Source organism: Ramlibacter tataouinensis (assembly GCF_027941915.1).
Taxonomy (GTDB): Bacteria; Pseudomonadota; Gammaproteobacteria; order Burkholderiales; family Burkholderiaceae_C; genus Ramlibacter; species Ramlibacter tataouinensis_C.
The window spans coordinates 64,184-85,480 of the sequence record NZ_CP116009.1 but is presented as its reverse complement, the minus strand read 5'-3'; the positions used below and the strand labels follow the sequence as shown (position 1 = coordinate 85,480).

Below are 21,297 nucleotides of genomic sequence, written 5' to 3'. Positions count from 1 at the left end.
AAGAAACCGGGCCCTGCCTGTGTTGTGGTTACTTGTTCGACTTCTGGGCGGCGGCGATCAAGTCGGCCCCGATGTCGCCCTCGAACTTCTTCCAGACCGGCTCCATGGCCTTGCGCCAGGCGGCCACATCGTCCTTGGACAGCTTCTGGATCTTGGCCTTGCCGGCGTCGGCGATCTTCTTCTTGTCTGACTCGTTGATCTCCGCCGCCAGCTTGTTGGAGTGCGCAGTGGCTTCGGCCATGGCTTCCGACAAGCCCTTGCGGACGTCGGCGGCAAGGCCGTCCCACCACTTGGCGTTGGTCACGACCATGTAGTCGATCACGCCATGGTTGGTCTCGGCGATGGTCTTCTGCACCTCGTGGAACTTCTGCGAGTAGATGTTGGACCAGGTGTTCTCCTGGCCGTCGACCACGCCGGTCTGCAGAGCCTGGTACACCTCGGCGAAGGCCATCTTCTGCGGATTGGCGCCGAGCGCGCGGAACTGCGCCTCCAGCACGTCGGAGGCCTGGATGCGGAACTTCAGGCCCTTCACGTCTTCGGGACGGGTGAGCTTGTCGCGGTTGGTGGACAACTGCTTCAGCCCGTTGTGCCAATAGGCCAGTCCGCGCAGGCCGCGGCCGACCATGGCATCGAGCAGCGCCTTGCCCTGGGCAGTGGACTGGAAGTGGTCCACGGCCTCCATGTCGTCGAACAGGAAGGGCAGGTCGAACACCTGGATCTTCTTGGTGTAGCGGTCGAACTTGGATAGCGACGGCGCGATGAAGTGCACGTCGCCCAGCAGCAGCGCCTCGAGCTCCTTGGCATCGCCGAACAGCTGCGAGTTGGGGAACACCTGGACCTGCACCTTGCCGGGCAGCTTCTTCTCGGCGACTTCCTTGAACTTCACCGCGCCCTGGCCCTTGGGCGTCTGGTCCGCCACCACGTGGCTGAACTTGACGACGAGCGGCGACTGCGCCGAAGCAATGAAGGGCACGGCCACCGCGCCTGCCACGGCGGCCCCGGTGACCAGGACCTTGCGTCGGGAGGGATGTTCGATCGGCATGCTGCTCTCCTTGGGTTGAAGATGAAACCAAGTGATCGGAAGATCCCCCATGCTAGGCAAATCGCCGGCGCGGCGCTGCGGGGGGAAGTACTTAGACCGTGAGCCGGGCTTGTCCCTGCCGGAGAACGGGCATGTGCCCGCCTCTCACGCGCGCTCGCTCGCGCGCGTCCACGCGGTCGCGCGCGCCCGCATCGAGCCCGAGCGCGCGGGAGCGAGGCGTGAGGTCAGATCGCGCCGCTGTGGCGCAAGCCGGCGATCTCGGCCTCGGCCAGCCCCAACTCGCGCAGGATGGCGTCGGTGTGCTCGCCGATGGCCGGCACCGGATCCATGCGGTGCTCGAAGCGGTCGGTGCGGCCGGGCGGCAGCAGGGCGGGCAGGGCGCCGGCGGGCGACTGCACCTGGCGCCAGCGCTGCCGGGCGGCCAGCTGCGGATGCGCCCACAGGCCGGCCATGTCGTTCATGCGGGCATTGGCGATCTGCGCCTGCTCCAGCCGGTCCAGCACGTCCTGCGTGGCGAGGCCGGCGAAGGTGGCGAGGATCAGCGCCCGGAGCTCGTCGCGGTGCTCGTTGCGCGCGGCGTTGCTGGCGAACCGCGGATCGGCGGCGAGCGAGGCGTCCTGCAGCACCCCTTCGCAGAAGGCCTTCCACTCGCGTTCGTTCTGCAGGCCCAGCATGACGGTGCCGCCATCGCCGGCCTGGAACGGGCCGTAGGGATAGATGCTGGCGTGCGAGGCACCGGCGCGCGGGGGCGGGGCCGCGCCGTCGAACGCGTAGTAGAGCGGGAAGCTCATCCATTCGGCCAGCGACTCCAGCATGGAGACATCCACGTGGCTGCCTTCGCCGGTCTTGTCGCGCAGCAGCAGGGCCGACAGGATGCTCGTGTAGGCGTACATGCCGGCGGCGATATCGGCCACCGAGATGCCGGCCTTGCTGGGATCCTCGGGCGTGCCGGTGACCGACAGGAAGCCGGCCTCGCTCTGGATCAGCAGGTCGTAGGCCTTCTTGTCGCGGTACGGGCCGTCCTCGCCGTAGCCCGAGATGTCGCACACCACCAGCCGCGGGTGCTGCTGCCGCAACGCGTCGTAGCCCAGGCCCATGCGCGCGGCGGCGCCCGGCGCGAGGTTCTGCACCAGCACGTCGGCGCGCGCCACCAGTTGCCACAGCACCGCCAGCGCGCCGGGCTGCTTGAGGTCCAGGGTCAGGCTTTCCTTGGACCGGTTGGTCCAGACGAAGTGCGAGGCCAAACCCTTGACCCGGCTGTCGTAGGCGCGCGCGAAGTCGCCCATGCCGGGGCGCTCGATCTTGATCACGCGCGCGCCCAGGTCGGCGAGCTGGCGGGTGCAGAACGGCGCGGCGATCGCATGTTCCAGGGAAACGACGGTGATGCCGTCCAGGGGCCGGGTCATGGTCAGGCCTTCCTCAGAACGAGCGCGGCAGGCCCAGCACGTGCTCGGCCACGTAGCTGAGGATCAGGTTGGTCGAGATCGGCGCCACCTGGTACAGCCGGGTCTCGCGGAACTTGCGCTCGACGTCGTATTCGTGGGCGAAGCCGAAACCGCCATGGAACTGCAGGCAGGCGTTGGCCGCCTCCCAGCTGGCCTTGGCCGCCAGGTACTTGGCCATGTTGGCTTCGGCGCCGCAGGGCTGGCCGGCGTCGAACAGCCGGCAGGCCTTGAAGCGCATCAGGTTGGCCGCCTCCACCTCGATGTAGCTTTCGGCGATCGGGAACTGCACGCCCTGGTTCTGGCCGATCGGCCGGCCGAACACCATGCGCTCGCCGGCGTACTTCGTCACCTTGTCGAGGAACCACCAGCCGTCGCCGATGCATTCGGCCGCGATCAGCGTGCGTTCGGCGTTGAGCCCGTCCAGGATGTACCTGAAGCCCTGGCCCTCCTGGCCGATCAGGTTCTCGGCCGGGATCTCCAGGTTCTCGAAGAACAGCTCGTTGGTCTCGTGGTTGACCATGTTGGCGATCGGCCGCACGGTCAGGCCGCTCTTCTCGGCCTCGTGCAGGTCGACCATGAAGATCGACATGCCTTCCGATTTCCTCTTCACCTCGGCCAGCGGCGTGGTGCGCGCCAGCAGGATCATCCAATCGGAGTGCTGCACGCGCGAGATCCACACCTTCTGGCCGTTGACCACGTAGCGGTCGCCCTTCTTCACGGCGGTGGTCTTGATCTTGGTGGTGTCGGTGCCGGTGGTCGGCTCGGTCACGCCCATCGACTGCAGGCGCCATTCGCCGGAGGCGATCTTCGGCAGGTACTTGCGCTTCTGCTCGGGCGAGCCGTGGCGCAGCAGCGTGCCCATGTTGTACATCTGGCCGTGGCAGGCGCCGGCGTTGCCGCCGCTGCGGTTGATCTCCTCCATGATCACCGAGGCCTCGGCCAGGCCCAGGCCCGAGCCGCCGTACTCGGCGGGAATGAGCGCCGCCAGCCAGCCGGCCTTGGTGAGCGCGTCCACGAAGGCCTCGGGGTAGGCCCGCTCGGCATCGACCTGGCGGTGGTACTCGGGCGGAAAGCCGGCGCACAGTGCGCGCACCGCGTCGCGGATGTCCTGGTATTCGTCGGGAGCTTGTTTCATGGTGTCCTTGAATGGGTCAGGCCATCTCGGCCGTGGCCTGCATGGCCAGCCAGCCCTGGTGGTCCTGCGACCAGAGCCGCACGGTCTTGCCATCGGCGGCGGGCTGGCCCATGACCCGGAACGGGTGCAGGTCGAAGGTGGGCCGCACGGCCTTGAACTCGAAGCGGCGCATGAAGCGCTGCGGCGCGTGCCGGCGCACCAGCCCGGCCAGCAGGGTGGCGATCAGGGGCCCGTGCACGACCAGGCCGGGATAGCCCTCGACTTCGGTCACGTGCCGGCGGTCGTAGTGGATGCGGTGGCCGTTGAAGGTCAGTGCGGAAAAACGGAACAGCAGCACCGGGTCGGGCTCGACCTGTTGCTGCCAGGCGGCTTGCTGCGGCGCTGCGACCGGGTCCGGCGTCGGATCGCCGGGCTGGGGGAGGGCGCGGTAGACGATGTCGTGCTCCTCGGTCAGCGCCAGGCCTTGCGCGTTGTGGATCTCATGGCGCACCAGCACGAACAGCAGGTCGCCGCTGCGGCCCGCCTTGTGCGCGACCGAGGCGATGCGCGACACGCGCCGGATCGCATCGCCCACCACCAGCGGGTTGCCGGGCTCCCACTGCAGGCGGCCACCGGCCCACATGCGGCGCGGCAGCGGCACCGGCGGCAGGAAGCCGCCCAGCCGCGCATGGCCGTCGGCTCCCAGCTCGCTCTGCCGGTACAGCGGCAGGAAATACAGCCAGTGCCACAGCGGGGGCAGGGCCGTGCCCGCAGTGGCATCCGCGGCGGGCAGGTCGAGGGTGGCCGAGAGCGCGCGGATCGGGACCGGCGTCACGGCGTCGTCCAGCGTCTCGGTGCGGCCCACCCAGGACTGCAGGTGCGACAGGGTCTGCGGATCGATGGCGGTCGCGGACGGTGGTGCGCTCATCCCGCGATGGTGCCCTGTCGCAGCGCCGCGCACCATCCGCGATTTTGCAAGCGAGCCTTCGGATAAACTGAAGGCTTGCCCGCAACCGCCATGCATTTCGACCTGACCGACCTGCGCCTGTTCGTGGCGGCGGCGGAGGAGGGCAACCTCACCCGCGCCTCGGTGCTGCAGCACCTGTCGCTGGCGGCCGCCAGTGCGCGCATCAAGGCACTGGAGGCGCAGTCCGGCCTGCCGCTGTTCCTGCGCCAGGCGCGCGGCGTGCGGCTGACGCCGGCCGGCGAAGCCTTCCTGCACCATGCGCGCGGCGTGCTGCGCCAGGCCGACGAGTTGCGGGCCGACCTGCTGGAGTATGGCGACGGCCTGGGCGGCCACCTGCGGGTGTTCGCCAACACCACCGCGGTCACCGACTTCCTGCCCGAGATCCTGCCCGCCTTCCTGGCCGGCAACCCGCGGGTCAGCGTGGACCTTCAGGAAAAACCGAACGCTGAGATCCCGCGCGGCGTGCTCGACGGCCGCGCCGACATCGGCATCGTGGCCGGTCCGCTGGACACGCTGGGGCTGCGCACCATCCACTTCAGCACCGACCGGCTGGTGCTGGTCACCTCGCGCCGGCACCGGTTGGCGCGCCGCAAGCGGGTGTCCTTTGCCGAGACCCTGCAGGAAGACGCGATCGGCATGCACGAGGGCAGCACCCTGCAGACCTTCCTGGCCGCCATCACCCAGCAGATGGGCCAGCGGCTGAAGCTGCGGGTGCAGCTGAGCAGCTTCGAGGCGATGTGCCGGATGATCGGCGCCGGCGTGGGCGTGGGCGTGATGCCCGAAAGCGCCGCCCGCCGCAACCAGGCCGCCATGAACCTGGCCCTGGTCGAGCTGACCGATGCCTGGAGCATCCGCGAGCGCTACCTGCTGGTGCGCGACAAGGAGGCGCTGCCGGCTTTCGCGCGTGCGCTGGTCGATGCGGTCTGCCAGCACTACGCGCCGTCGGCCTGACGGCGCCTGCACTCCACTCAGCGAACGGTCACCACGACTTCCAGGTATTCGGCCGGGATGAGCAGCGAGGCCGGACCGCCCTGGTTCCACTGGTCGAGCAGGGCGGTCAGCTCGCTGTCCAGCCGCTGCTGGCCGGCTGCGTCGAGCGCGGCGAACAGCTTGTGGGTCGGTCCGTACCAGCGGCGGAACACGTCGATCCAGTGGGCGGCCGATGCGTAGCGGAAGTTGAACATCCGGCGTTGGCAGCGAACGTCGCCGCGCGCGCCAAACAACTCCCCGAGGCGGCCTTCGTCGCCCCACTGCATGGGCGAGCGCACGCCGGCCGGGGGCGGCATGTGCTTGCCGAGCAGCTTGAAGACCTGCCCCAGGAAACCCTCGGGCGTCCAGTTGGCTAGGCCGATGCGGCCGCCGCTGCGCACCACCCGCAGCAGCTCGGCGGCGCAGCGTTCGGCGTCGGGCGCGAACATCACGCCCACGGTGGACAGCGCCACGTCGAAGCTGCCGTCGGGAAACGGCAGCGCCTCCGCGTCCGCGACCTGGAACTGCACCTCCAGGCCCTCGGCGCGGGCGCGCTCGGCGCCGCGCTCGAGCAGCCGCGGCACGTAGTCGGTGGACGTGACGCGGGCGAACCGGCGCGCGGCCGCCAGCGTGGCATTGCCGTTGCCGGCCGCCACGTCGAGCACGCGTTCGCCGGCACGCAGGTCGACGGCTTCGCACAGCGTCTCGCCGATGATCTGCAGCGTGGTGCCGATGACGGCGTAGTCGCCGCTGGCCCAGGTGGCCTGCTGGCGCTGCTTGATGGCCGCGTAGTCGGGGGTCGCGCTGGCCTGGGTTGGGGAGTCGAGGACGATGGACATGATGGGCTTCCTGGAAGGTGGAGGAGCGCGAAATGCGCGAAGGGAATTCTTCGGAGTTCCCCCGGCGTGCGCCCGGCTGCGCGTCGGCCAGCTTTGTCCGGGCGTCCGGCGCTGCGCGGCCGCCGGCGCGGCGTCCCGGTCCATTCCTGCCCAACCGTCCGCCGGCTGTGTCCAGCCGTCCGCACCTGCAGCGCCGGGCTGACGCCACATCGACAGCGCGCAACCGGGGCCGGAGAATGCTGCGGAGTGGGCGGTGCCCTGCTCGAACCCGGAGGCCGGTATGGATGCGCTGTCGGAGGTGCTGAAGGTGGTGCGGCTGGGCAGCGCGGTGTTCTTCCATGCGCGCTTCACGGCGCCCTGGTGCTTCCAGGCGCCGCAGGCCGCGTCGGTGATGCAGACCCTGCATCCCGGCGCCGAGCAGCTGATCCTCTACCACTTCGTGACCGAGGGCCGCTGCACGATCTCCATGGCGGACGGCCCGCCGCTGGAACTGGTGGCCGGCGACATCGTGATGTTTCCGCACGGCGACGCGCACCGCATGGCCTCGGAGGCCCAGGTCGCACCCGGTCCCCCGGTGGACCTGCCGGCGTTGCTGCGGCGCAAGCCGCGCATGCTGCGCTTTGGCGGCGGCGGCCAGGCCACCGGCTTCATCTGCGGCTATCTCGAATGCGACCCGCGGCTGTGCCGCCCGATCCTGGCGGCGCTGCCGAGCGTGCTGCGGGTCAGCCTGCGCGGCGACGCCAGTGCCGACTGGCTGGAAGCGTCGATCCGCTACGCCGTGGCCGAGGCCGGCTCGCCGCGGCCGGGCGGCGAGGGCGTGCTGGCCAAGCTGTCCGAGGTGATGATGGTCGAGACCCTGCGCCGCCACATGGCGCAGTTGCCGCCCGAGCAGACCGGCTGGCTGGCGGGCCTGCGCGACCGCATCGTGGGCAAGGCGCTCTCGCGGCTGCACGAAAGCCCGGCGCAGGGCTGGACCGTGGAAAGCCTGGCGCGCGAGGCCGGGGCTTCGCGCTCGGTGCTGGCCGAGCGCTTCGCCCACTTCGTCGGCCAGACCCCGATGGCCTACCTGGCGCGCTGGCGCATGGCTCTGGCGGCCAACCTGCTGCGCGGCAGTTCGCTGAGCCTGGCGCGGGTGGCGGAGGAGGTCGGCTACGAAACCGATGCCGCGTTCAGCCGCGCCTTCCGCCGCGAGTTCGGCGTGCCGCCGGCCGCCTGGCGCAAGCAGCAGATCGAGCGGCGTCCGGGCCTGCGGCTGGCGACCGGCACAGAAGAGGGCGCTGTCCTCGAGCCCAAGCGGGCCCAGGCAGGCTGAGGCCGCTGCGCGGGACGCCGGGCGTGCGAGCGTCCGACGAAGCTACTCGGCCAGCGTCGGGTCCATCACGGTCGCGACCCGGCTGATGCGGCTGATCGGAAATTCGCCCAAGCGTGCGTGCTCGCGCAGCAGGTCTTCGTTGGCCGCGAGGTAGACGCAATAGATCCGGTCGCCGGCGACGTAACTGTGCACCCACTGGATCTCGGGGCCGAGCTGTCGCAGCACGCGGGCGGACTTCAGGGCCAGCGCCTTGAGCTCCCGCGGGCCGGCCTGGCCGATGCCCGGGATGTCGCGTTCGATCAGGTACCTCGGCATGGGACGTCTCCGGATCAGGGGCGCCAGACCATTCTTCCGGGCGGGCCGGCGCGCGTCAAGGCTAGGATGGCGCCGTCACGACGATGGAGACCGGCATGGACGACGAAGCCCTCAACAACAGCATCCGCAAGTTCCTCCGGACGGTCGGGGTGAATTCGCAGCGCGAGATCGAGCAGGCGGTGGCCAAGGCTCTGCAGCAGGGCGCATTGGCGGGCCATGAAACGCTGCCGGCCACCATGACCCTGAGCATTCCGTCGCTGCAGCTGCAGGTCAGCTTCGATGGCGAGGTGAAGCTGCAGTAGGTCTCCGGGAGGGTGCGCGCGGCGGGCGGCGCCGCAGCGTTCGTTTGGACATCCTGGGCCGACGGAGGCGAAGCCGTCCGACGCGGCCAGGCTCGCTTTGCGCCCATGCTGGTGGCATGGCGCATCCATCCGTGTACCGGGGCCGGGCGGCCGGGGGCCAGCCGGTCGCGCTGCGGGCCCACGATGTCCCGCGGGATCCGTCCTTGCCGCCGCCCGCGCCGACACCGCCGCCCGCCGGTTACGAGCCGCCGGTGCAGGATCCCCCCGCGCCCGACCAGACCCCGCCGGTCGGCGAACCGCCCAAGCACACCTGAAACTGTCCAGAGGCCCTGCGATGAAAGCCAAGGTGCTCAACCCCGGGCCGGAGCGCACGATCGCCCTGGTGTTCGACAAGGACGATGAGGTGATCGCGACCCTGCAGCGCTTCGCCACGGAACACGAACTGGTGGCCAGCCGCTTCACGGCCATCGGCGCGCTGAGCGGCGCCGTGCTGGGCTATTTCGACTGGGACCGCAAGGCGTACGACCGGATCCCGGTGGACGAACAGGTCGAGGTGCTCTCGCTGATCGGCGACATCGCGCTCGACGGCACTCAACCCAGGGCGCATGCCCACGCTGTCCTCGGGCGCCGCGACGGAAGCACGGTCGGCGGCCATCTGCTGGTGGCCACGGTGCGGCCGACGCTGGAAGTGATCCTGGTCGAATCGCCCAGTTATCTGGTCAAGCGCTGCGATCCGGAGAGCGGCCTGGCGCTGATCGAGATCGGGGCTTGAGGGCCGAACGGGAGCGCTTTGGCGGAGGGCGGCCACGGCCGCTGGCGGGGGTGGTTCGCTGAAGCGGCACAGTGGGAAGAATCTCAGAATTCGGAGCGCCGCCACGGGTCTCTATCTTTCATTTTACATAACGCACATCGTATGAATTCAATGAGACCCAAAGCCGGCCTCGGGAAACCGGCTTCCAGGACGTGCGGATCGCCAAGAAACAGCGTCTGCCCGGCAAACGCCGCCACCCGCCGCCAGTCACCACTTCCCGCGAGGCTGCTGATTGCGGATGTGCTGGGCGATCAGTTCGGCGGCATCCGGGCGATTGCCTCGCTTGGCGAATTCGATCGCCGTCAGGCCGAGCTGGTTCTTCATGGCGGTGTCGGCGCCGGCGTCCAGCAGCAGCTTGACGGCCGCCGGCGTGCCGTAGTGCGCGGCCATCATCAACGGCGTCGTCCCGTTGGGCGATTCGGCATCGATGAACGCATGGTGCTCCAGCAGCAGCTCCATGATCGCCAGGTGTCCGCCCGTGGCGGCGTAATGCAGCGGCGCCCAGCCGGGCTTGTTGACGTCGGCCTCGCGCTCGACCAGCTTGCGGGCCAGGTCCGTGTGGCCCTTGAGCGCCGCCATCATCAGGGGGGTCTCGTCCTGGCTGTTGCGGACATCGACCTGGGTGGCCGGCGAGTCCAGCAGCACCTGCGCCGCCTTCAGGGCGCCGTCGCGCAAGGCCAGGAACAGGCCGTGCTGCCCATCCGGAGCGGGCGTATTGGGGTCGAACCCCCGCTGCAGCAGCCCATGGATGGCCGCCGCGTCATCCTTCTTCACGGCCGCAAAAAAGTCTTCGTACGAGCCTGCGTGCGCGCAGGAAATCCCAATGGCCACCCATAGATAGCCAATGAACTTGAAGTAATTTCTCATCCTTTGACCCCCGCGAACAGCCGCTCGAAATTGCGGCTGGTCACTTCCCCGACCGCTTCCACCGCCATGCCGCGGACCTCGGCCACCTGCCGGGCGACATGCACCACCAGCGACGGGTCGTTGGTCTTGCCGCGGAACGGCACCGGCGCCAGATAGGGGCTGTCGGTCTCGATCAGCAGCCGGTCCTCCGGCACGAAGGCCGCCACCTCGCGCAGATCGGCCGCGTTGCGGAAGGTCAGGATCCCGGAAAACGAGATGTAGAAGCCCAGTTCCAGCGCGGCGCGCGCCACCTCGGCGGTCTCGGTGAAGCAGTGGAACACCCCGCCGGCGCTGCCCGCCGAGCCGTCCTCGCCCTCCTCCTTCAGGATCGCGATCGTGTCGGCCGACGCGGCGCGGGTGTGGATGATCAGCGGCTTGCCGCACTGCCGGGCGGCGCGGATGTGGGTGCGAAAGCGCTCGCGCTGCCACTCCAGGTCGGCCACCGTGCGGCCGCCCTTGCGCTCGTCCATCTGGTAGTAGTCCAGCCCGGTCTCGCCGATCGCCACCACCTTGGGCAGCGCCGCGCGCCGCAGCAGGTCGTCCAGCGACGGCTCGGCCACGCCTTCGTTGTCCGGGTGCACGCCGACCGAGGCCCAGAAGTTGTCGTGGGCCAGGGCCAGCGCGTGGACGGCCTCGAATTCCTCCAGCGTGGTGCAGATGCACAGGGCCCGGTCGACCCGGGCCTGCGCCATGGCGGCGCGGATGTCGTCCAGGCGGCTGGACAGTTCAGGAAAGCTCAGGTGGCAATGCGAATCGACGAACATCCGCCGATGATGCACCAGCGCCAATGGCCGGTTGCGGCGCCGCCTCAGATGGTCTGGGTCGGCCGCTCGGAGGCGAGGTGGCTGCCCAGGATTTCCTCGATCTTGATCTTGAGCAGCTTGGACTTCTCGTCGGCCGGGAACCGCACGCCCACCCCCTGGGTGCGATTGGCGGCGGCGCGCGGCGGCGTCACCCAGGCCACCTTGCCGGCCACCGGGTAGCGCTGCGGGTCATCCGGCAGCGACAGCAGCACGTAGACGTCGTCGCCCAGCTTGTACTCGCGCGTGGTCGGGATGAACACGCCGCCGTCGGCGAACAGCGGGATGTAGGCCGCATACAGCGCCGCCTTCTCCTTGATGGCGAGCTGGATGACGCTCGGGCGGGGACTGCTGGGGGCGGTGCTCATGGCGGCGGCTTCAGGCCTGCGAGTGTAGGGCCGTGCGGGCGCGCCCCACAAGCGCTTCCAGCATCAGGCCGGCATTGAACGGGTGTTCCGCCGTCTTCTTGGCCTGCGCGAGTTCGCGCCACCACGCGGTGAGGGCTTCGTACGAGGCCGGCTGCGGCAGGTCGGCCGGCTCGAAGAAACGCGGCGCCGCCTGCGCCCGCACCGCCAGCAGGTCGTGGCAGACCTTCTGCAGCACGTCGATGGCCTGCGCCGGCGTGCGGTCGCCCAGCGCCGACACTTCCCCTCGGCCCAGCGCCTTGGGCAGCTGCGCCCAGTCGCGCGCGCTGCAACCGGTCCGGGCCAGCGCCCGGGCCTCCTCCGGGCGGCCGCCGGCGGCGCGCAGCAGCACCCGGGCCTGGGCGGCCTCGATGCCCTGCGCCTGCAGCCAGGCCAGGCTCTCGCCCTCGGCCGGCCAGAGCAGCGTGTGCGCCAGGCAACGGCTGCGGATGGTGGGCAGCAGCTGGTGCGCCGACTCGGTGGCCAGCACGAAGCGCACGTCGCCGGGCGGCTCTTCCAGCGTCTTGAGCAGCGCATTGGCCGTGACGTGGTTCATGCGCTCGGCCGGGTACACCAGCACCGCCTTGCCGCGGCCGCGCGCGCTGGTGCGCTGGGCGAATTCCACCGCATCGCGCATGGCATCGATGCGGATCTCGCGGCTGGGCTTGCGCTTCTTGTCGTCGATCTCCTTTTGCGCCGACTCCGACAGCGGCCAGCCCAGCTCCAGCATCACGGTCTCGGGCATCAGCACGCACAGGTCGGCGTGGGTGCGCACGTCGACCGCATGGCAGCTCGCGCACTGCCCGCAGGCGCCCTGCGCCGTGGGCTGCTCGCACAGCCAGGCGCGAACCAGCGCCAGCGCCAGCGTGTACTGCCCCAGTCCCGAAGGCCCGTGCAGCAGCCAGGCATGGCCGCGCTGGGCCAGCAGCGCCTGCGCCTGCCGCGCGATCCAGGGTGCCACGCCGCTCACGACAACCACCCCCTGCCCTGCACGGCCGCCAGCACCTGCTGCCACACGGCTTCGCGCGGCTGGCTGCCGTCGATGCGGGCGAACCGCTGCGCATCGGCCTGGGCCCGGCGCTCGTAACCATCGGCCACCCGGCGGAAGAATGCGGCGGGCTGCGATTCGAAGCGGTCCGGGGCCCGCGCGCCGGCCAGCCGCCGGGCGGCCGCCTCGGGATCGAGCTCGAACCACAGCGTCAGCTGCGGCTGGCGCAACTGCCCGGCCGGCAGCGCATCGACCGCCTGCACCCAGCGCTCGAGCTGGCCGAGCACGCCGAGGTCGAAGCCGCGGCCGGCCCCCTGGTAGGCGAAGGTGGCGTCGGTGAAGCGGTCGCACAGCACCACGTCGCCGCGGGCCAGCGCCGGCTCGATCACCTGCTGCAGGTGGTCGCGCCGGGCCGCGAACATCAGCAGTGCCTCGGTCAGCGGGTCCATCGGCGCACTGAGCGCCAGCGCCCGCAACTGCTCGGCCAGCGGCGTGCCGCCCGGCTCGCGCGTGAGCACCACGGCCCGGCCGGCGGCGCGGAACGCCTGCGCCAGCGCTTCCAGGTGGGTGGACTTGCCGGCCCCGTCGATGCCTTCGAAGCTGATGAACAGGCCGCTCGTCACTGGCCCCTCTGGTACTTGTTGACGGCGCGGTTGTGCTCGTCGAGCGATTCGCTGAAATGGCTGCTGCCGTCGCCGCGGGCCACGAAGTAGAGCGCCTTGGCGGGCGCCGGCTGCACCGCGGCCAGCAGCGACGCCTTGCCCGGCATGGCGATCGGCGTCGGCGGCAGGCCGGGCCGGGTGTAGGTGTTCCAGGGGGTGTCGGTCTGCAGGTCGATCTTGCGCAGGTTGCCGTTGAAGGCGGCGCCCATGCCGTAGATCACCGTCGGGTCGGTCTGCAGCGGCATGCCCACCCGCAGCCGGTTGTTGAAGACGGCCGACACCAGCGGGCGGTCGGAACCGCGGCCGGTCTCCTTTTCCACGATGCTGGCCAGGATCAGCGCCTCCTCGGGCGACTTGACCGCGGCTTGCGGGCTGCGCTCGGCCCAGGCCGCCTGCAGCCGCTTGTCCATGGCGCGCAGGGCCCGCTCCAGCAGGTGCGATTCGGTGCTGCCGCGCGCATAGGCATAGGTGTCGGGGAAGAAGCGGCCTTCCGGGTGCTGGCCCGGACGGCCGATCAGCGCCATCACGGCGGCATCGTCCAGGCCGGCGGTGTCGTGCTTCAGGCTCTCCTCCTTGGCCAGCGCCGCACGCATCTGGCGGAAGGTCCAGCCTTCCACCAGCGTGACGGCCCGCAGGCTTTCCTCGCCGCGCGCCAGCTTGGACAGCAGGCGCCTCGGCGTGATGCCGGTCTCCAGTTCGTAGCTGCCGGCCTTGATCTGGCGGCCCTGCCCCGACAGGCGGAACCAGGCATAGAGCAGGCCCGGATCGACCTCGACGCCCGCATCGGCCACCGCTTGCACCACCGCGCGCGGCAGGGTGCCGGGCTCGACCGACAGGTCGACCGTCGCAGCCGGCAGGCGCAGCGGCTGGTTGACCCACCACCAGCCCGCGGCGCCGAAAGCCAGCAGGGCCATCGCGGCGAGCAGGAATACCGTCTTGAGCAAGCGCGCCACTGTCCCTGTACACCCGGAAAGATTGGACCGGCCATGATAATGGAGCGATGTCCCCTGCTCTCGAAGGCCGCAGTGCCCTGTCGCACCTCGGCGTGATCCGCGCGCAAGGCGAGGACGCCGCGCGCTTCCTGCACAACCAGCTCACCCAGGACTTCGCGCTGCTGCCGCCCGACCAGGCCCGGCTCGCCGCCTTCTGCACGCCCAAGGGCCGGATGCTGGCCAGCTTCGTGGGCGTCGCCCCGGCGCCGGACGACATCCTGCTGCTCACCTCGCGCGATCTGCTGGCGCCCACGCTCAAGCGCCTGTCGATGTTCGTGCTGCGCTCCAAGGTCAAGCTGGCCGATGCGACGGCGGACTACGCCGTGCACGGGCTGGCCGGCGAAGCAGCCCGGGGCGTGCTGCAGGGCGCGGCTTCCGCGCCCTGGAGCAAGCGGGCCGTGGGCGCCGCGCAGGTGGTGGCGCTCTACCCTGCCGCCGGCCAGGCGCGCGCCCTGTGGGTGGCGCCGGCGGGCGAGCCGCTGCCGCAAGGGGCGGACCTGCCGCTGGACACCTGGCTGTGGGGCGAGGTCCGCAGCGGCATCGCCAGCGTGACGGCACCGGTCAGCGAAGCCTTTGTGCCGCAGATGCTGAACTACGAGTCGGTCGGCGGCGTCAATTTCAAGAAGGGCTGCTACCCCGGCCAGGAGGTGGTGGCGCGCAGCCAGTTCCGCGGCACGCTCAAGCGGCGCGCGTATGTCGTGCACGGCGAAGCTGCCATGGCGGCGGGGCAGGAGGTGTTCCACGAAAGCGATCGCGAGCAGCCCTGCGGCCTGGTGGCCCAGGCCGCGCCCGCGCCCGGCGGCGGCTGGGACGCCATCGTGTCCATGCAGGTGAGCGCAGCCGAAGGCGGCCGGCTCAGCGTCGGCAGCGCCGACGGACCCGCGCTGGAACGGCTGCCGCTGCCGTACGAATTGCTGGCGGACATCTAGCCGCCGGCTGCCACCCGTTCGCGGTAGCGCGGCGGCACCCGCTGCAGCACGCCCTGCCGCTGCCGGGGCGAACCCAGTTCGTAGGCGCGGCGCCAGGCCTGCAGGGCCCCGGCTTCGTCCTGCCGCGCCTGAAGCCGGTACAGGCCCAGCTGCAGGTAGCCCTGGACCTGCTCCTGCGGGTAGTCGCGCAGCCAGGTCTGCATCGCCTGCTGCGCCAGTTCGTGGTCGCCGCTGCGCCAGGCGATCACGAAGGCGTTGTTGACCAGGTCGAAATCGTGGTGCCCGCTGGCCAGCGCCTGGCGCGCGATCGGCAGTGCCTCGCGCGCATCGCGGAAGCGCGACAACAGGATCACCTCCAGCGACAGCACCGAGGGCGCTTGCGGCGCGATCGCCTGGGCCCGCGCCAGGTACTCGAACGCGCGATCGGGCTCGTTCATGGCGGCGTGGCCGCGCGCGGCGTTGGTCAGGATGGCCACCACGTAGGGCCGCGACTGCAGCACCGATTCCCAGATCCAGGTGGCATTGCGCCAATCGCCCCAGGACGCCAGCTGGTCGGCGACGATCGGCGTGATCTTGCGGTAGTGCGGCGTGATCGCCACGGCCTCGCGCGTCAACTCCAGCACGCGGGCCTTGGCCGGGTCCCAGCGCGGATCGCCGGGCTGTCCCGAGGCACTGATCCGATAGGCGATCTGGGTGGCGCGCACGATCTTGCGCTCGGCCTCGGCCGCTTGTTGCGTGATGAAGCCCGCGAGCAGCAGGCCCGCCAGCGTGGCCGCCAGCGCCACGGCGTTGCGGCGGGGCCCCCATGCCAGCGTGCGGACGCCGAAGCGCCCGGCCGCCAGGCCGAGCCGCGCATCCGACGCCGCCAGCAGGCCCAATGCAAGCGCGAACAGCGCGCCGGTGGCGGCCATGCGCCAGGGAAAGCCGACGTTGCTGACCAGCAGCAAGGCCAGCAGGCTGGACAAGGCGGCGGCGCGCCAGGGCACTTCATCGGCGTGGGGCCCGCCCGCGAGCCGCCAGGTGCGCCAGGCGGCCGCCAGCAGGTAGCCCAGCAGGCCGGCCAGGAGCAAGGCGCCCACGAGCCCATACTCGGCCAGCAACTGCAGCGCCTCGTTGTGCACGTAGTAGTCGGTCTCCAGTTGCTGGCTGTCGGGCTGGTACAGCGGCACCATCGCTTCCCACGCGCCGGCACCCACGCCGGTGAGCGGCCGTGCCTCGATCACCCGCAGCGTGGCCTTCCACATGAGCGCGCGCAGTTGCAGCGAGGGATCGCCCGGCTGGATGGAGGCGGTGCGGTCGAGGCCGCGTTCGAGCGCCGTCGTCCCCCGGCCTTCGCCCAGGATCCTGGCATTGCCGGACGGGATCAGGCCCATGGCGAGGACGCCGCCGAGCAGCACGGCGACGACGCCGGCCCGCGGCAGCGAGCGCAGGCGCCAGGCCACCAGCGGCAGCACCACCAGCAACTGCAGCCACAGTGCGATCAGCGCCGCGCGGGTGCCGGTCATCAGGATGGCCACCACGACCAGCGCGGTGCTGGCGGCGAGCGCCGCGGCCATGGCGGTGCGGCGCTCGCGCGCCAGCAGCAGCGCCGAGAACGGCAGCGTGCACACCACGAACTCGGCGAAGAAGTTGCGGTTGACGAAGGTGGAAGCGGGATTGGGCCCTTGCGGGAAGAACCGGAAATCGATCCAGAACTGCAACGCCGCCCACAGCGAGGCGAGCACCGCGCCGGCGTGGATGCCCCAGGCCAGCAGCGGCAGCCGCTCGCGCGTGAAGGCATTCAGCCCCAGCCACAGCAGCAGGGCGAAGACGAACCAGCGGATCGCCTCCACCGCCGCCAGGTAGGTGTGCGACCAGGCCATGCTGCCCAGCGCGTACGCCAGCAGCAGCAGCGGCAGCCACAGCACCGGATGCCAGCGCACCGGATCGGCCGATGCGCGCCGTTGCCAGAAGAACAGCAGCGCGGCCAGCAGCGCCGCGAACGACACCACGATGGACTTGAGGGTGTCCTGCAGCATCAGCTCGCTGGGTACACCCAGCGCCGGCGCCAGCGCGATCGCCGCCGCCAGCAGCGCGGCGACGCCGGCCGGACCGGCGCCCTGCCCTGCCGCGGACGTCGCCTCGGCCGGGGCAGCCCATGGCGGATCGACGGCGGACGCTGCCGCCCCGCCGCTGGCCCGCTGGCGCTTGCCCATGCGCTCGGTGATCAGCGCCCCGGCAGCGGAAGCGCCGCCCCCATCCCGATGTGCGGAATGCCGGCTTCCTCGAAGGGATCACCCTCGGGGCTGAAGCCCAGCCGGCCGTAGAAGCCCTGGGCCGTGCGCTGCGCGTGCAGCACGGCGCGCCGGTCGCCGCGCCGCTCGGCGGCCTGCAGCAGGGCCTGCAGCACCTGCTGCCCCACGCCCGAGCCGCGCAGCACCTGCAGCACCGCCATGCGGCCGATGCGGGCCACGCCGGGCTCGGCCTGGAGCAGGCGGCCGGTGGCCACCGGCTGGCCCAGGCGGTTGTAGGCGACGGCGTGGACGGCGGTGTGGTCCGCGTCATCCCACTCCATGTCCGCCGGGATGCGCTGCTCCTGGACGAACACGGCGGTCCGGATGGCCGCGGCGTCCTGGCCCAGTTCACTCCAGGAGCCGGTGCGCACCTGCACCACCGGCTCGCCGGCCTCGTAGCCGGAGAGGATCTCGCGCAGCTTGCCCGGCACCGGGCGCGAGGTCTGCGTGGCCGGGTCGGCGAACACATAGACCAGCTCGCAGGTGATCAGCAACTGCTCGCCGCGGAAGATGGCGCCGTGGAACACCATCGACGAATTGCCGATGCGGCCGCAGCGCAGGCCGATGTCGAGCTGGTCGTCCATGCGCGCCGAGGCGTTGAATTCCACCGTCGCCTTCTTGACGTACAGGTCGCCCTCCAGCTGGTGCATGGCCTCCTCGTAAGGCAGGGCCAGCGCGCGCCAGTAGTCCGCCACCGCCGTGTCGAAGTACATCAGGTAGTGCGCGTTGAACACGATCTTTTGCATGTCCACCTCGGCCCAGCGCACGCGCAGGTGGTGGAAGAAGCGGAAATCGTCTCGTTTCATGGTGTGCGGAAGGCTTGCGACAGGGCGCGGGCGGCGGCCGCATGGGCCTGCCGGGCTTCGGGCAGCGCGCGCCCCATCTTGATGAACTCGTGGGTGACGCCGCGCCAGACTTCCAGCTCGACGGCCACGCCGGCCGCGCGCAGTTTATCGCCGTACGCGATGCCGTCGTCGAACAGCGGATCGCAGTCCGCCAGGCCGATCCAGGCCGGCGCCACGCCGTCCACGTCCGGCGCATTCAGCGGCGCGAAGCGCCAGTCCTCGCGCACATCCAGGTCGATGTAGTGGCCGAAGAAGTACTCGATGTGGGCCGGCTCCAGCACCAGGCCCTGGTGGTAGCGGCGATGCGAGGCGCTGTCCTGCCGGGCGGCGGTGCCGGGATAGAACAGCAGCTGCAGCGACAGGGGCAGGCCCCGGTCGCGCGCGTGCAGGGCCGCCACCGCCGCCAGCGTGCCGCCGGCGCTGTCGCCGCCCACCGCGATCGGCTCGTCGGCGCGCCAGCCCAATGCAGTGCGTTGCCCGGCGAGCCCCTGCAAGGCATCCCAGGTGTCCTCCACCGCGACCGGGAAACGGTGCTCGGGCGCGAGCCGGTAGCCCAGCGACAGCACGGCGCAGCCGGCCAGCCCGGCCAGTTCGCGGCACAGGATGTCGTGCGTGCCGATGCTGCCGATGGTGAAGCCGCCGCCGTGCAGGTACAGCAGCACGCCTTGGCTGCGGTCGTCGGGCTGGTAGACGCGGGCCGGCAGCCGCACGCCGTCGCGCGCGGGCAGCTCGATGTCCTCGATGCGCGCCAGCGGCCGGCGCGGCACCTCCAGCACGTCGGCCGAGCCTTCGTAGCTCGCGCGCGCCTGCTGCGGCGACTGCAGGTGCAGCGGCTCGCGCCGCACCCGCGCCATGCGCTCGAGCACCGAGCGCATCTTCGGCGTGAGTTCCGGGTATTCGGGCAGGAAGCTCACTTGAAACGGGCGCCGGCCGGCTGGGCGCGGGGCAGCGCCTGGGACGTGGCGGCGACCGCCAGCGCGGATCCGGCGCCGCCGCCCGACGCCAGCGCGACAAGCGGACGAAACCACCGATTCATGGGCTTGCTCCTCTGGGCTAAAGTGGAAAGGCATCTTACGACCGAGCGCTGCCATGGCCCTGATCTACTATCTGACCCAGATCCAGTTCGACTTCGGCGCGGTGCGCCTGCTCAAGGATGAATGCCAGCGCGTGGGCATCACCCGCCCGCTGATCGTCACCGACCCCGGCGTGCGCGCCGCGGGCGTGCTGCAGAAGGCGATCGACGCGCTGCCGGGCCTGCCGCACGCGGTGTTCGACCAGACGCCGTCCAACCCCACCGAAGCTGCGGTGCGCGCCGCCGTGCAGGTGTATCGCGACTACCGCTGCGACGGGCTGGTCGCCGTCGGCGGCGGCTCGGCCATCGATTGCGCCAAGGGCGTGGCCATCGCCGCCACCCACGACGGCCCCCTCACCCGCTACGCCACCATCGAGGGCGGCTCGCCCCGCATCACCGACCAGGCGGCGCCGCTGATCGCGGTGCCCACCACCAGCGGCACCGGCAGCGAGGTCGCCCGCGGCGCCATCATCATCGTGGACGACCACCGCAAGCTCGGCTTCCATTCCTGGAACCTGCTGCCCAAGGCCGCCATCTGCGACCCGGAGCTCACGCTGGGGCTGCCTCCCAGGTTGACGGCCGCCACCGGCATGGACGCCATCGCGCACTGCATGGAGACCTTCATGTCGGCTGCGTTCAACCCGCCGGCCGACGGCATCGCGCTGGACGGCCTGGAGCGCGGCTGGTCGCACATCGAGCGCGCCACCCGCGACGGCAGCGACCGCCAGGCGCGCCTGAACCTGATGAGCGCCTCCATGCAGGGCGCCATGGCGTTCCAGAAGGGCCTGGGCTGCGTGCACTCGCTGAGCCACAGCCTGGGCGGCGTCGATCCGCGGCTGCACCACGGCACGCTCAACGCCATGTTCCTGCCGGCGGTGATCCGCTTCAACGCCGAAGCCGAATCGGTGCGCACGGAGCGCCGGCTGGACCGGATGGCGCACGCCATGGGGCTCTCCTGCGGCGGCGACATCCCGGAGGCGATCCGCGACATGAACGCCCGCCTCGGGCTGCCCAAGGGCCTGGCCGAGATGGGCGTGCAGCGCGGGCAGTTCGGCAAGATCATCGAGGGCGCCCTCGCCGACCACTGCCACAAGACCAATCCGCGAATCGCGAGCGTGCAGGACTACGAGGGGATGCTGGCGGCGTCGATGTAGCCAGGTGAAGGGTCATCCTCCGCCTTCGCGGGAATGACCACCACTTCGGCAGCGGTGTCAGAGGGCTTCGACCCGCCCCGCCTCCGGCCGCTCCAGCCACTGCGCGAATTCGTCCGCCAGCTGCCGGCTCGCCGACGCCGCCGCCTGCCACACCTTCATCCGCCCGGCCAGGTCGCTGCCATGGCGCGTGAAGTCGGTGCGGTCCGGCAGCTTGCCGTTGGGCAGGCCCTGCACCCACAGCGGATCGGGCGCCAGCACGAGGGTGTTGTCCAGGAACGCGGTCGCGCCATGGCGCCAGCGCCAGGCCTTGTCCAGCCAGCCGGGCACCACCGCCTTCTGGAAGTGCGGGTACAGCACCAGTCCTTGCGGATGCGCCGCCGCGTAGTTCAGGTGCAGGTGGTAATCGGTGATGCCGCCGTCCCAGTAGGCGCCGGGCGGCGCGCCGGGGATGTCGTGGACCGCCTGCAGCAGGAAGGGGATGGAGCAGCTGGCCTGCAGCGCCGGCTGGAAATTGGCCTCGGTCAGGTGCACCTGCCGCGTGCGGTAGTCCTGCTGGTCGAAGGGCAGGCTCAGGGCCTGCGCATCCCGACCCGACGAGAACACCACCCGCTCCAGCCACGCGCACAGCGCGCGCCGGTGCACGCCGTTGCACAGGTACGCGCCCAGGTAGCCGAGCGGCGTGCCGAACCGGTGCTCGCGCGACAGCAGGTGGCGCCCGCGCGAGGTGACGATGTGCACGCGGTAGCGCGGATGGTCCAGCACCTGGCGCACCCGGCCGCCGTAGAAATCGGCCAGGTTGGCGGCGAAGCGTTCGCTGACCTGGCGCGGGCTCGGGGTCTTGCGGCCCGGCTCCGGTTCGTAGTCCTGCGCGATGTAGTCGCGCTCGAGCCGCTCGAAGGCCGGCACGGCCTGGTCCAGGCAGGCGGTGGCCATGCGCCAGGCGCCGATCGAGGCGCCCACCAGGTGCACCGGCTGCTGCGAACGCGGCAGCCACTCGCCGAAGATGAAGCGGTCCAGCGGTCCCAGGATCAGGCCCTTGGGCCCGCCGGCCGCGCCGGGCACCACGCTGATGTCCTGCGGCGCCAGGCCGTGCCGTTCGATGTGGCGGCGCGCCCTCGGACCGGCGTACAGGCGAAGGGCGCGCGCCATGGGGCCT

At 70.9% G+C, this 21,297-nt stretch carries 24 protein-coding genes; 7 read left to right on the top strand and 17 right to left on the bottom strand.

Features of this window, described 5'->3' with window-relative positions; translation table 11 throughout:
* Positions 1–28: 28 nt before the first annotated feature.
* The 4 genes from PE066_RS00380 to PE066_RS00365 form a co-directional block, all read right to left on the bottom strand.
* Positions 29–1,042: a TRAP transporter substrate-binding protein gene (locus PE066_RS00380; protein WP_271234595.1), complete on the bottom strand. Its 1,014-nt coding sequence runs from the start codon at positions 1,040–1,042 to the stop codon at positions 29–31.
* 224 nt (positions 1,043–1,266) lie between these two features.
* Positions 1,267–2,448: a CaiB/BaiF CoA transferase family protein gene (locus tag PE066_RS00375; RefSeq protein ID WP_271234594.1), complete on the bottom strand. Its 1,182-nt coding sequence runs from the start codon at positions 2,446–2,448 to the stop codon at positions 1,267–1,269.
* Between the two features lie 13 nt (positions 2,449–2,461).
* Positions 2,462–3,622, bottom strand: a complete 1,161-nt coding sequence (locus tag PE066_RS00370; protein WP_271234593.1) for an acyl-CoA dehydrogenase family protein — start codon at positions 3,620–3,622, stop codon at positions 2,462–2,464.
* Positions 3,623–3,638: 16 nt separating this feature from the next.
* Positions 3,639–4,529 carry an FAS1-like dehydratase domain-containing protein gene (locus PE066_RS00365; RefSeq protein WP_271234592.1) on the bottom strand — a complete coding sequence of 297 codons (891 nt, stop codon included), beginning with the start codon at positions 4,527–4,529 and terminating at the stop codon, positions 3,639–3,641.
* 90 nt (positions 4,530–4,619) lie between these two features.
* On the opposite strand from PE066_RS00365, the gene PE066_RS00360 reads away from it, so the two are divergent.
* Positions 4,620–5,519, top strand: a complete 900-nt coding sequence (locus tag PE066_RS00360; protein ID WP_271234591.1) for a LysR substrate-binding domain-containing protein — start codon at positions 4,620–4,622, stop codon at positions 5,517–5,519.
* A 17-nt stretch (positions 5,520–5,536) separates the two neighbouring features.
* Here PE066_RS00360 and PE066_RS00355 read toward each other — a convergent pair whose 3' ends face one another.
* Entirely contained in the window at positions 5,537–6,376 is an 840-nt protein-coding gene (locus PE066_RS00355; protein WP_271234590.1) for a class I SAM-dependent methyltransferase, read from the bottom strand.
* A gap of 280 nt (positions 6,377–6,656) precedes the next feature.
* Between PE066_RS00355 and PE066_RS00350 the strand changes: the two genes are divergently transcribed.
* A complete protein-coding gene (locus PE066_RS00350; RefSeq protein WP_271234589.1) occupies positions 6,657–7,688 on the top strand; it encodes an AraC family transcriptional regulator in 1,032 nt (343 codons plus the stop codon).
* Between the two features lie 42 nt (positions 7,689–7,730).
* Here the strand turns inward: PE066_RS00350 and PE066_RS00345 are convergent, their stop codons facing one another.
* Complete coding sequence (locus PE066_RS00345) at positions 7,731–8,003, bottom strand: DUF4242 domain-containing protein (RefSeq protein WP_271234588.1); 273 nt, start codon at positions 8,001–8,003, stop codon at positions 7,731–7,733.
* 95 nt (positions 8,004–8,098) lie between these two features.
* On the opposite strand from PE066_RS00345, the gene PE066_RS00340 reads away from it, so the two are divergent.
* The 3 genes from PE066_RS00340 (at position 8,099) to PE066_RS00330 (ending at position 9,077) form a co-directional block, all read left to right on the top strand.
* Complete coding sequence (locus tag PE066_RS00340; RefSeq protein ID WP_271234587.1) at positions 8,099–8,305, top strand: DUF6494 family protein; 207 nt, start codon at positions 8,099–8,101, stop codon at positions 8,303–8,305.
* Positions 8,306–8,421: 116 nt separating this feature from the next.
* Positions 8,422–8,619: a hypothetical protein gene (locus PE066_RS00335; protein WP_271234586.1), complete on the top strand. Its 198-nt coding sequence runs from the start codon at positions 8,422–8,424 to the stop codon at positions 8,617–8,619.
* A gap of 20 nt (positions 8,620–8,639) precedes the next feature.
* Entirely contained in the window at positions 8,640–9,077 is a 438-nt protein-coding gene (locus PE066_RS00330; RefSeq protein WP_271234585.1) for a PPC domain-containing DNA-binding protein, read from the top strand.
* Between the two features lie 246 nt (positions 9,078–9,323).
* Here the strand turns inward: PE066_RS00330 and PE066_RS00325 are convergent, their stop codons facing one another.
* The 6 genes from PE066_RS00325 to mltG are packed head-to-tail and all read right to left on the bottom strand — an operon-like array spanning position 9,324 to position 13,790.
* Positions 9,324–9,983, bottom strand: coding sequence for an ankyrin repeat domain-containing protein (locus tag PE066_RS00325; protein WP_271234584.1), 660 nt, complete (start codon positions 9,981–9,983; stop codon positions 9,324–9,326).
* Entirely contained in the window at positions 9,980–10,786 is an 807-nt protein-coding gene (locus tag PE066_RS00320; protein ID WP_271234583.1) for a TatD family hydrolase, read from the bottom strand. The genes PE066_RS00325 and PE066_RS00320 overlap by 4 nt, the downstream gene beginning before the upstream one ends.
* A 44-nt stretch (positions 10,787–10,830) precedes the next feature.
* On the bottom strand, positions 10,831–11,190 hold the full coding sequence (locus PE066_RS00315; protein ID WP_271234582.1) for a PilZ domain-containing protein: 360 nt from the start codon (positions 11,188–11,190) through the stop codon (positions 10,831–10,833).
* 10 nt (positions 11,191–11,200) lie between these two features.
* Complete coding sequence (locus PE066_RS00310) at positions 11,201–12,196, bottom strand: DNA polymerase III subunit delta' (protein WP_271234581.1); 996 nt, start codon at positions 12,194–12,196, stop codon at positions 11,201–11,203.
* On the bottom strand, positions 12,193–12,837 hold the full coding sequence (gene tmk / locus PE066_RS00305; RefSeq protein ID WP_271234580.1) for a dTMP kinase: 645 nt from the start codon (positions 12,835–12,837) through the stop codon (positions 12,193–12,195). The genes PE066_RS00310 and tmk overlap by 4 nt, the downstream gene beginning before the upstream one ends.
* Positions 12,834–13,790 (bottom strand): endolytic transglycosylase MltG, encoded by a 957-nt coding sequence (mltG, locus tag PE066_RS00300; RefSeq protein WP_271236642.1) that lies wholly within the window; start codon positions 13,788–13,790, stop codon positions 12,834–12,836. The genes tmk and mltG overlap by 4 nt, the downstream gene beginning before the upstream one ends.
* An 86-nt stretch (positions 13,791–13,876) precedes the next feature.
* Between mltG and ygfZ the strand changes: the two genes are divergently transcribed.
* Positions 13,877–14,797, top strand: a complete 921-nt coding sequence (gene ygfZ, locus PE066_RS00295) for a CAF17-like 4Fe-4S cluster assembly/insertion protein YgfZ (RefSeq protein WP_271234579.1) — start codon at positions 13,877–13,879, stop codon at positions 14,795–14,797.
* Here ygfZ and PE066_RS00290 read toward each other — a convergent pair.
* From PE066_RS00290 to PE066_RS00275, 4 genes are read right to left on the bottom strand one after another with little or no spacing between them, the layout of a single operon-like run.
* A complete protein-coding gene (locus tag PE066_RS00290; protein WP_271234578.1) occupies positions 14,794–16,992 on the bottom strand; it encodes an O-antigen ligase family protein in 2,199 nt (732 codons plus the stop codon). The genes ygfZ and PE066_RS00290 overlap by 4 nt on opposite strands.
* 11 nt (positions 16,993–17,003) lie before the next feature.
* Positions 17,004–17,876, bottom strand: coding sequence for a YbgC/FadM family acyl-CoA thioesterase (locus PE066_RS00285; RefSeq protein WP_271234577.1), 873 nt, complete (start codon positions 17,874–17,876; stop codon positions 17,004–17,006).
* Positions 17,873–18,790 (bottom strand): alpha/beta hydrolase, encoded by a 918-nt coding sequence (locus tag PE066_RS00280; RefSeq protein WP_271236641.1) that lies wholly within the window; start codon positions 18,788–18,790, stop codon positions 17,873–17,875. The genes PE066_RS00285 and PE066_RS00280 overlap by 4 nt, the downstream gene beginning before the upstream one ends.
* Positions 18,791–18,825: 35 nt before the next feature.
* The gene (locus PE066_RS00275; RefSeq protein ID WP_271234576.1) at positions 18,826–18,951 is read right to left on the bottom strand and encodes a hypothetical protein; all 126 of its coding nucleotides are present in this window, start codon (positions 18,949–18,951) and stop codon (positions 18,826–18,828) included.
* A 53-nt stretch (positions 18,952–19,004) separates the two neighbouring features.
* Here PE066_RS00275 and PE066_RS00270 point away from each other — a divergent pair, with 53 nt between their 5' ends.
* On the top strand, positions 19,005–20,141 hold the full coding sequence (locus tag PE066_RS00270) for an iron-containing alcohol dehydrogenase (RefSeq protein ID WP_271234575.1): 1,137 nt from the start codon (positions 19,005–19,007) through the stop codon (positions 20,139–20,141).
* A 57-nt stretch (positions 20,142–20,198) separates the two neighbouring features.
* On the opposite strand, the gene PE066_RS00265 is transcribed toward PE066_RS00270, so the two are convergent.
* Positions 20,199–21,290, bottom strand: coding sequence for a phospholipase (locus PE066_RS00265; protein ID WP_271234574.1), 1,092 nt, complete (start codon positions 21,288–21,290; stop codon positions 20,199–20,201).
* Positions 21,291–21,297 lie beyond the last annotated feature (7 nt).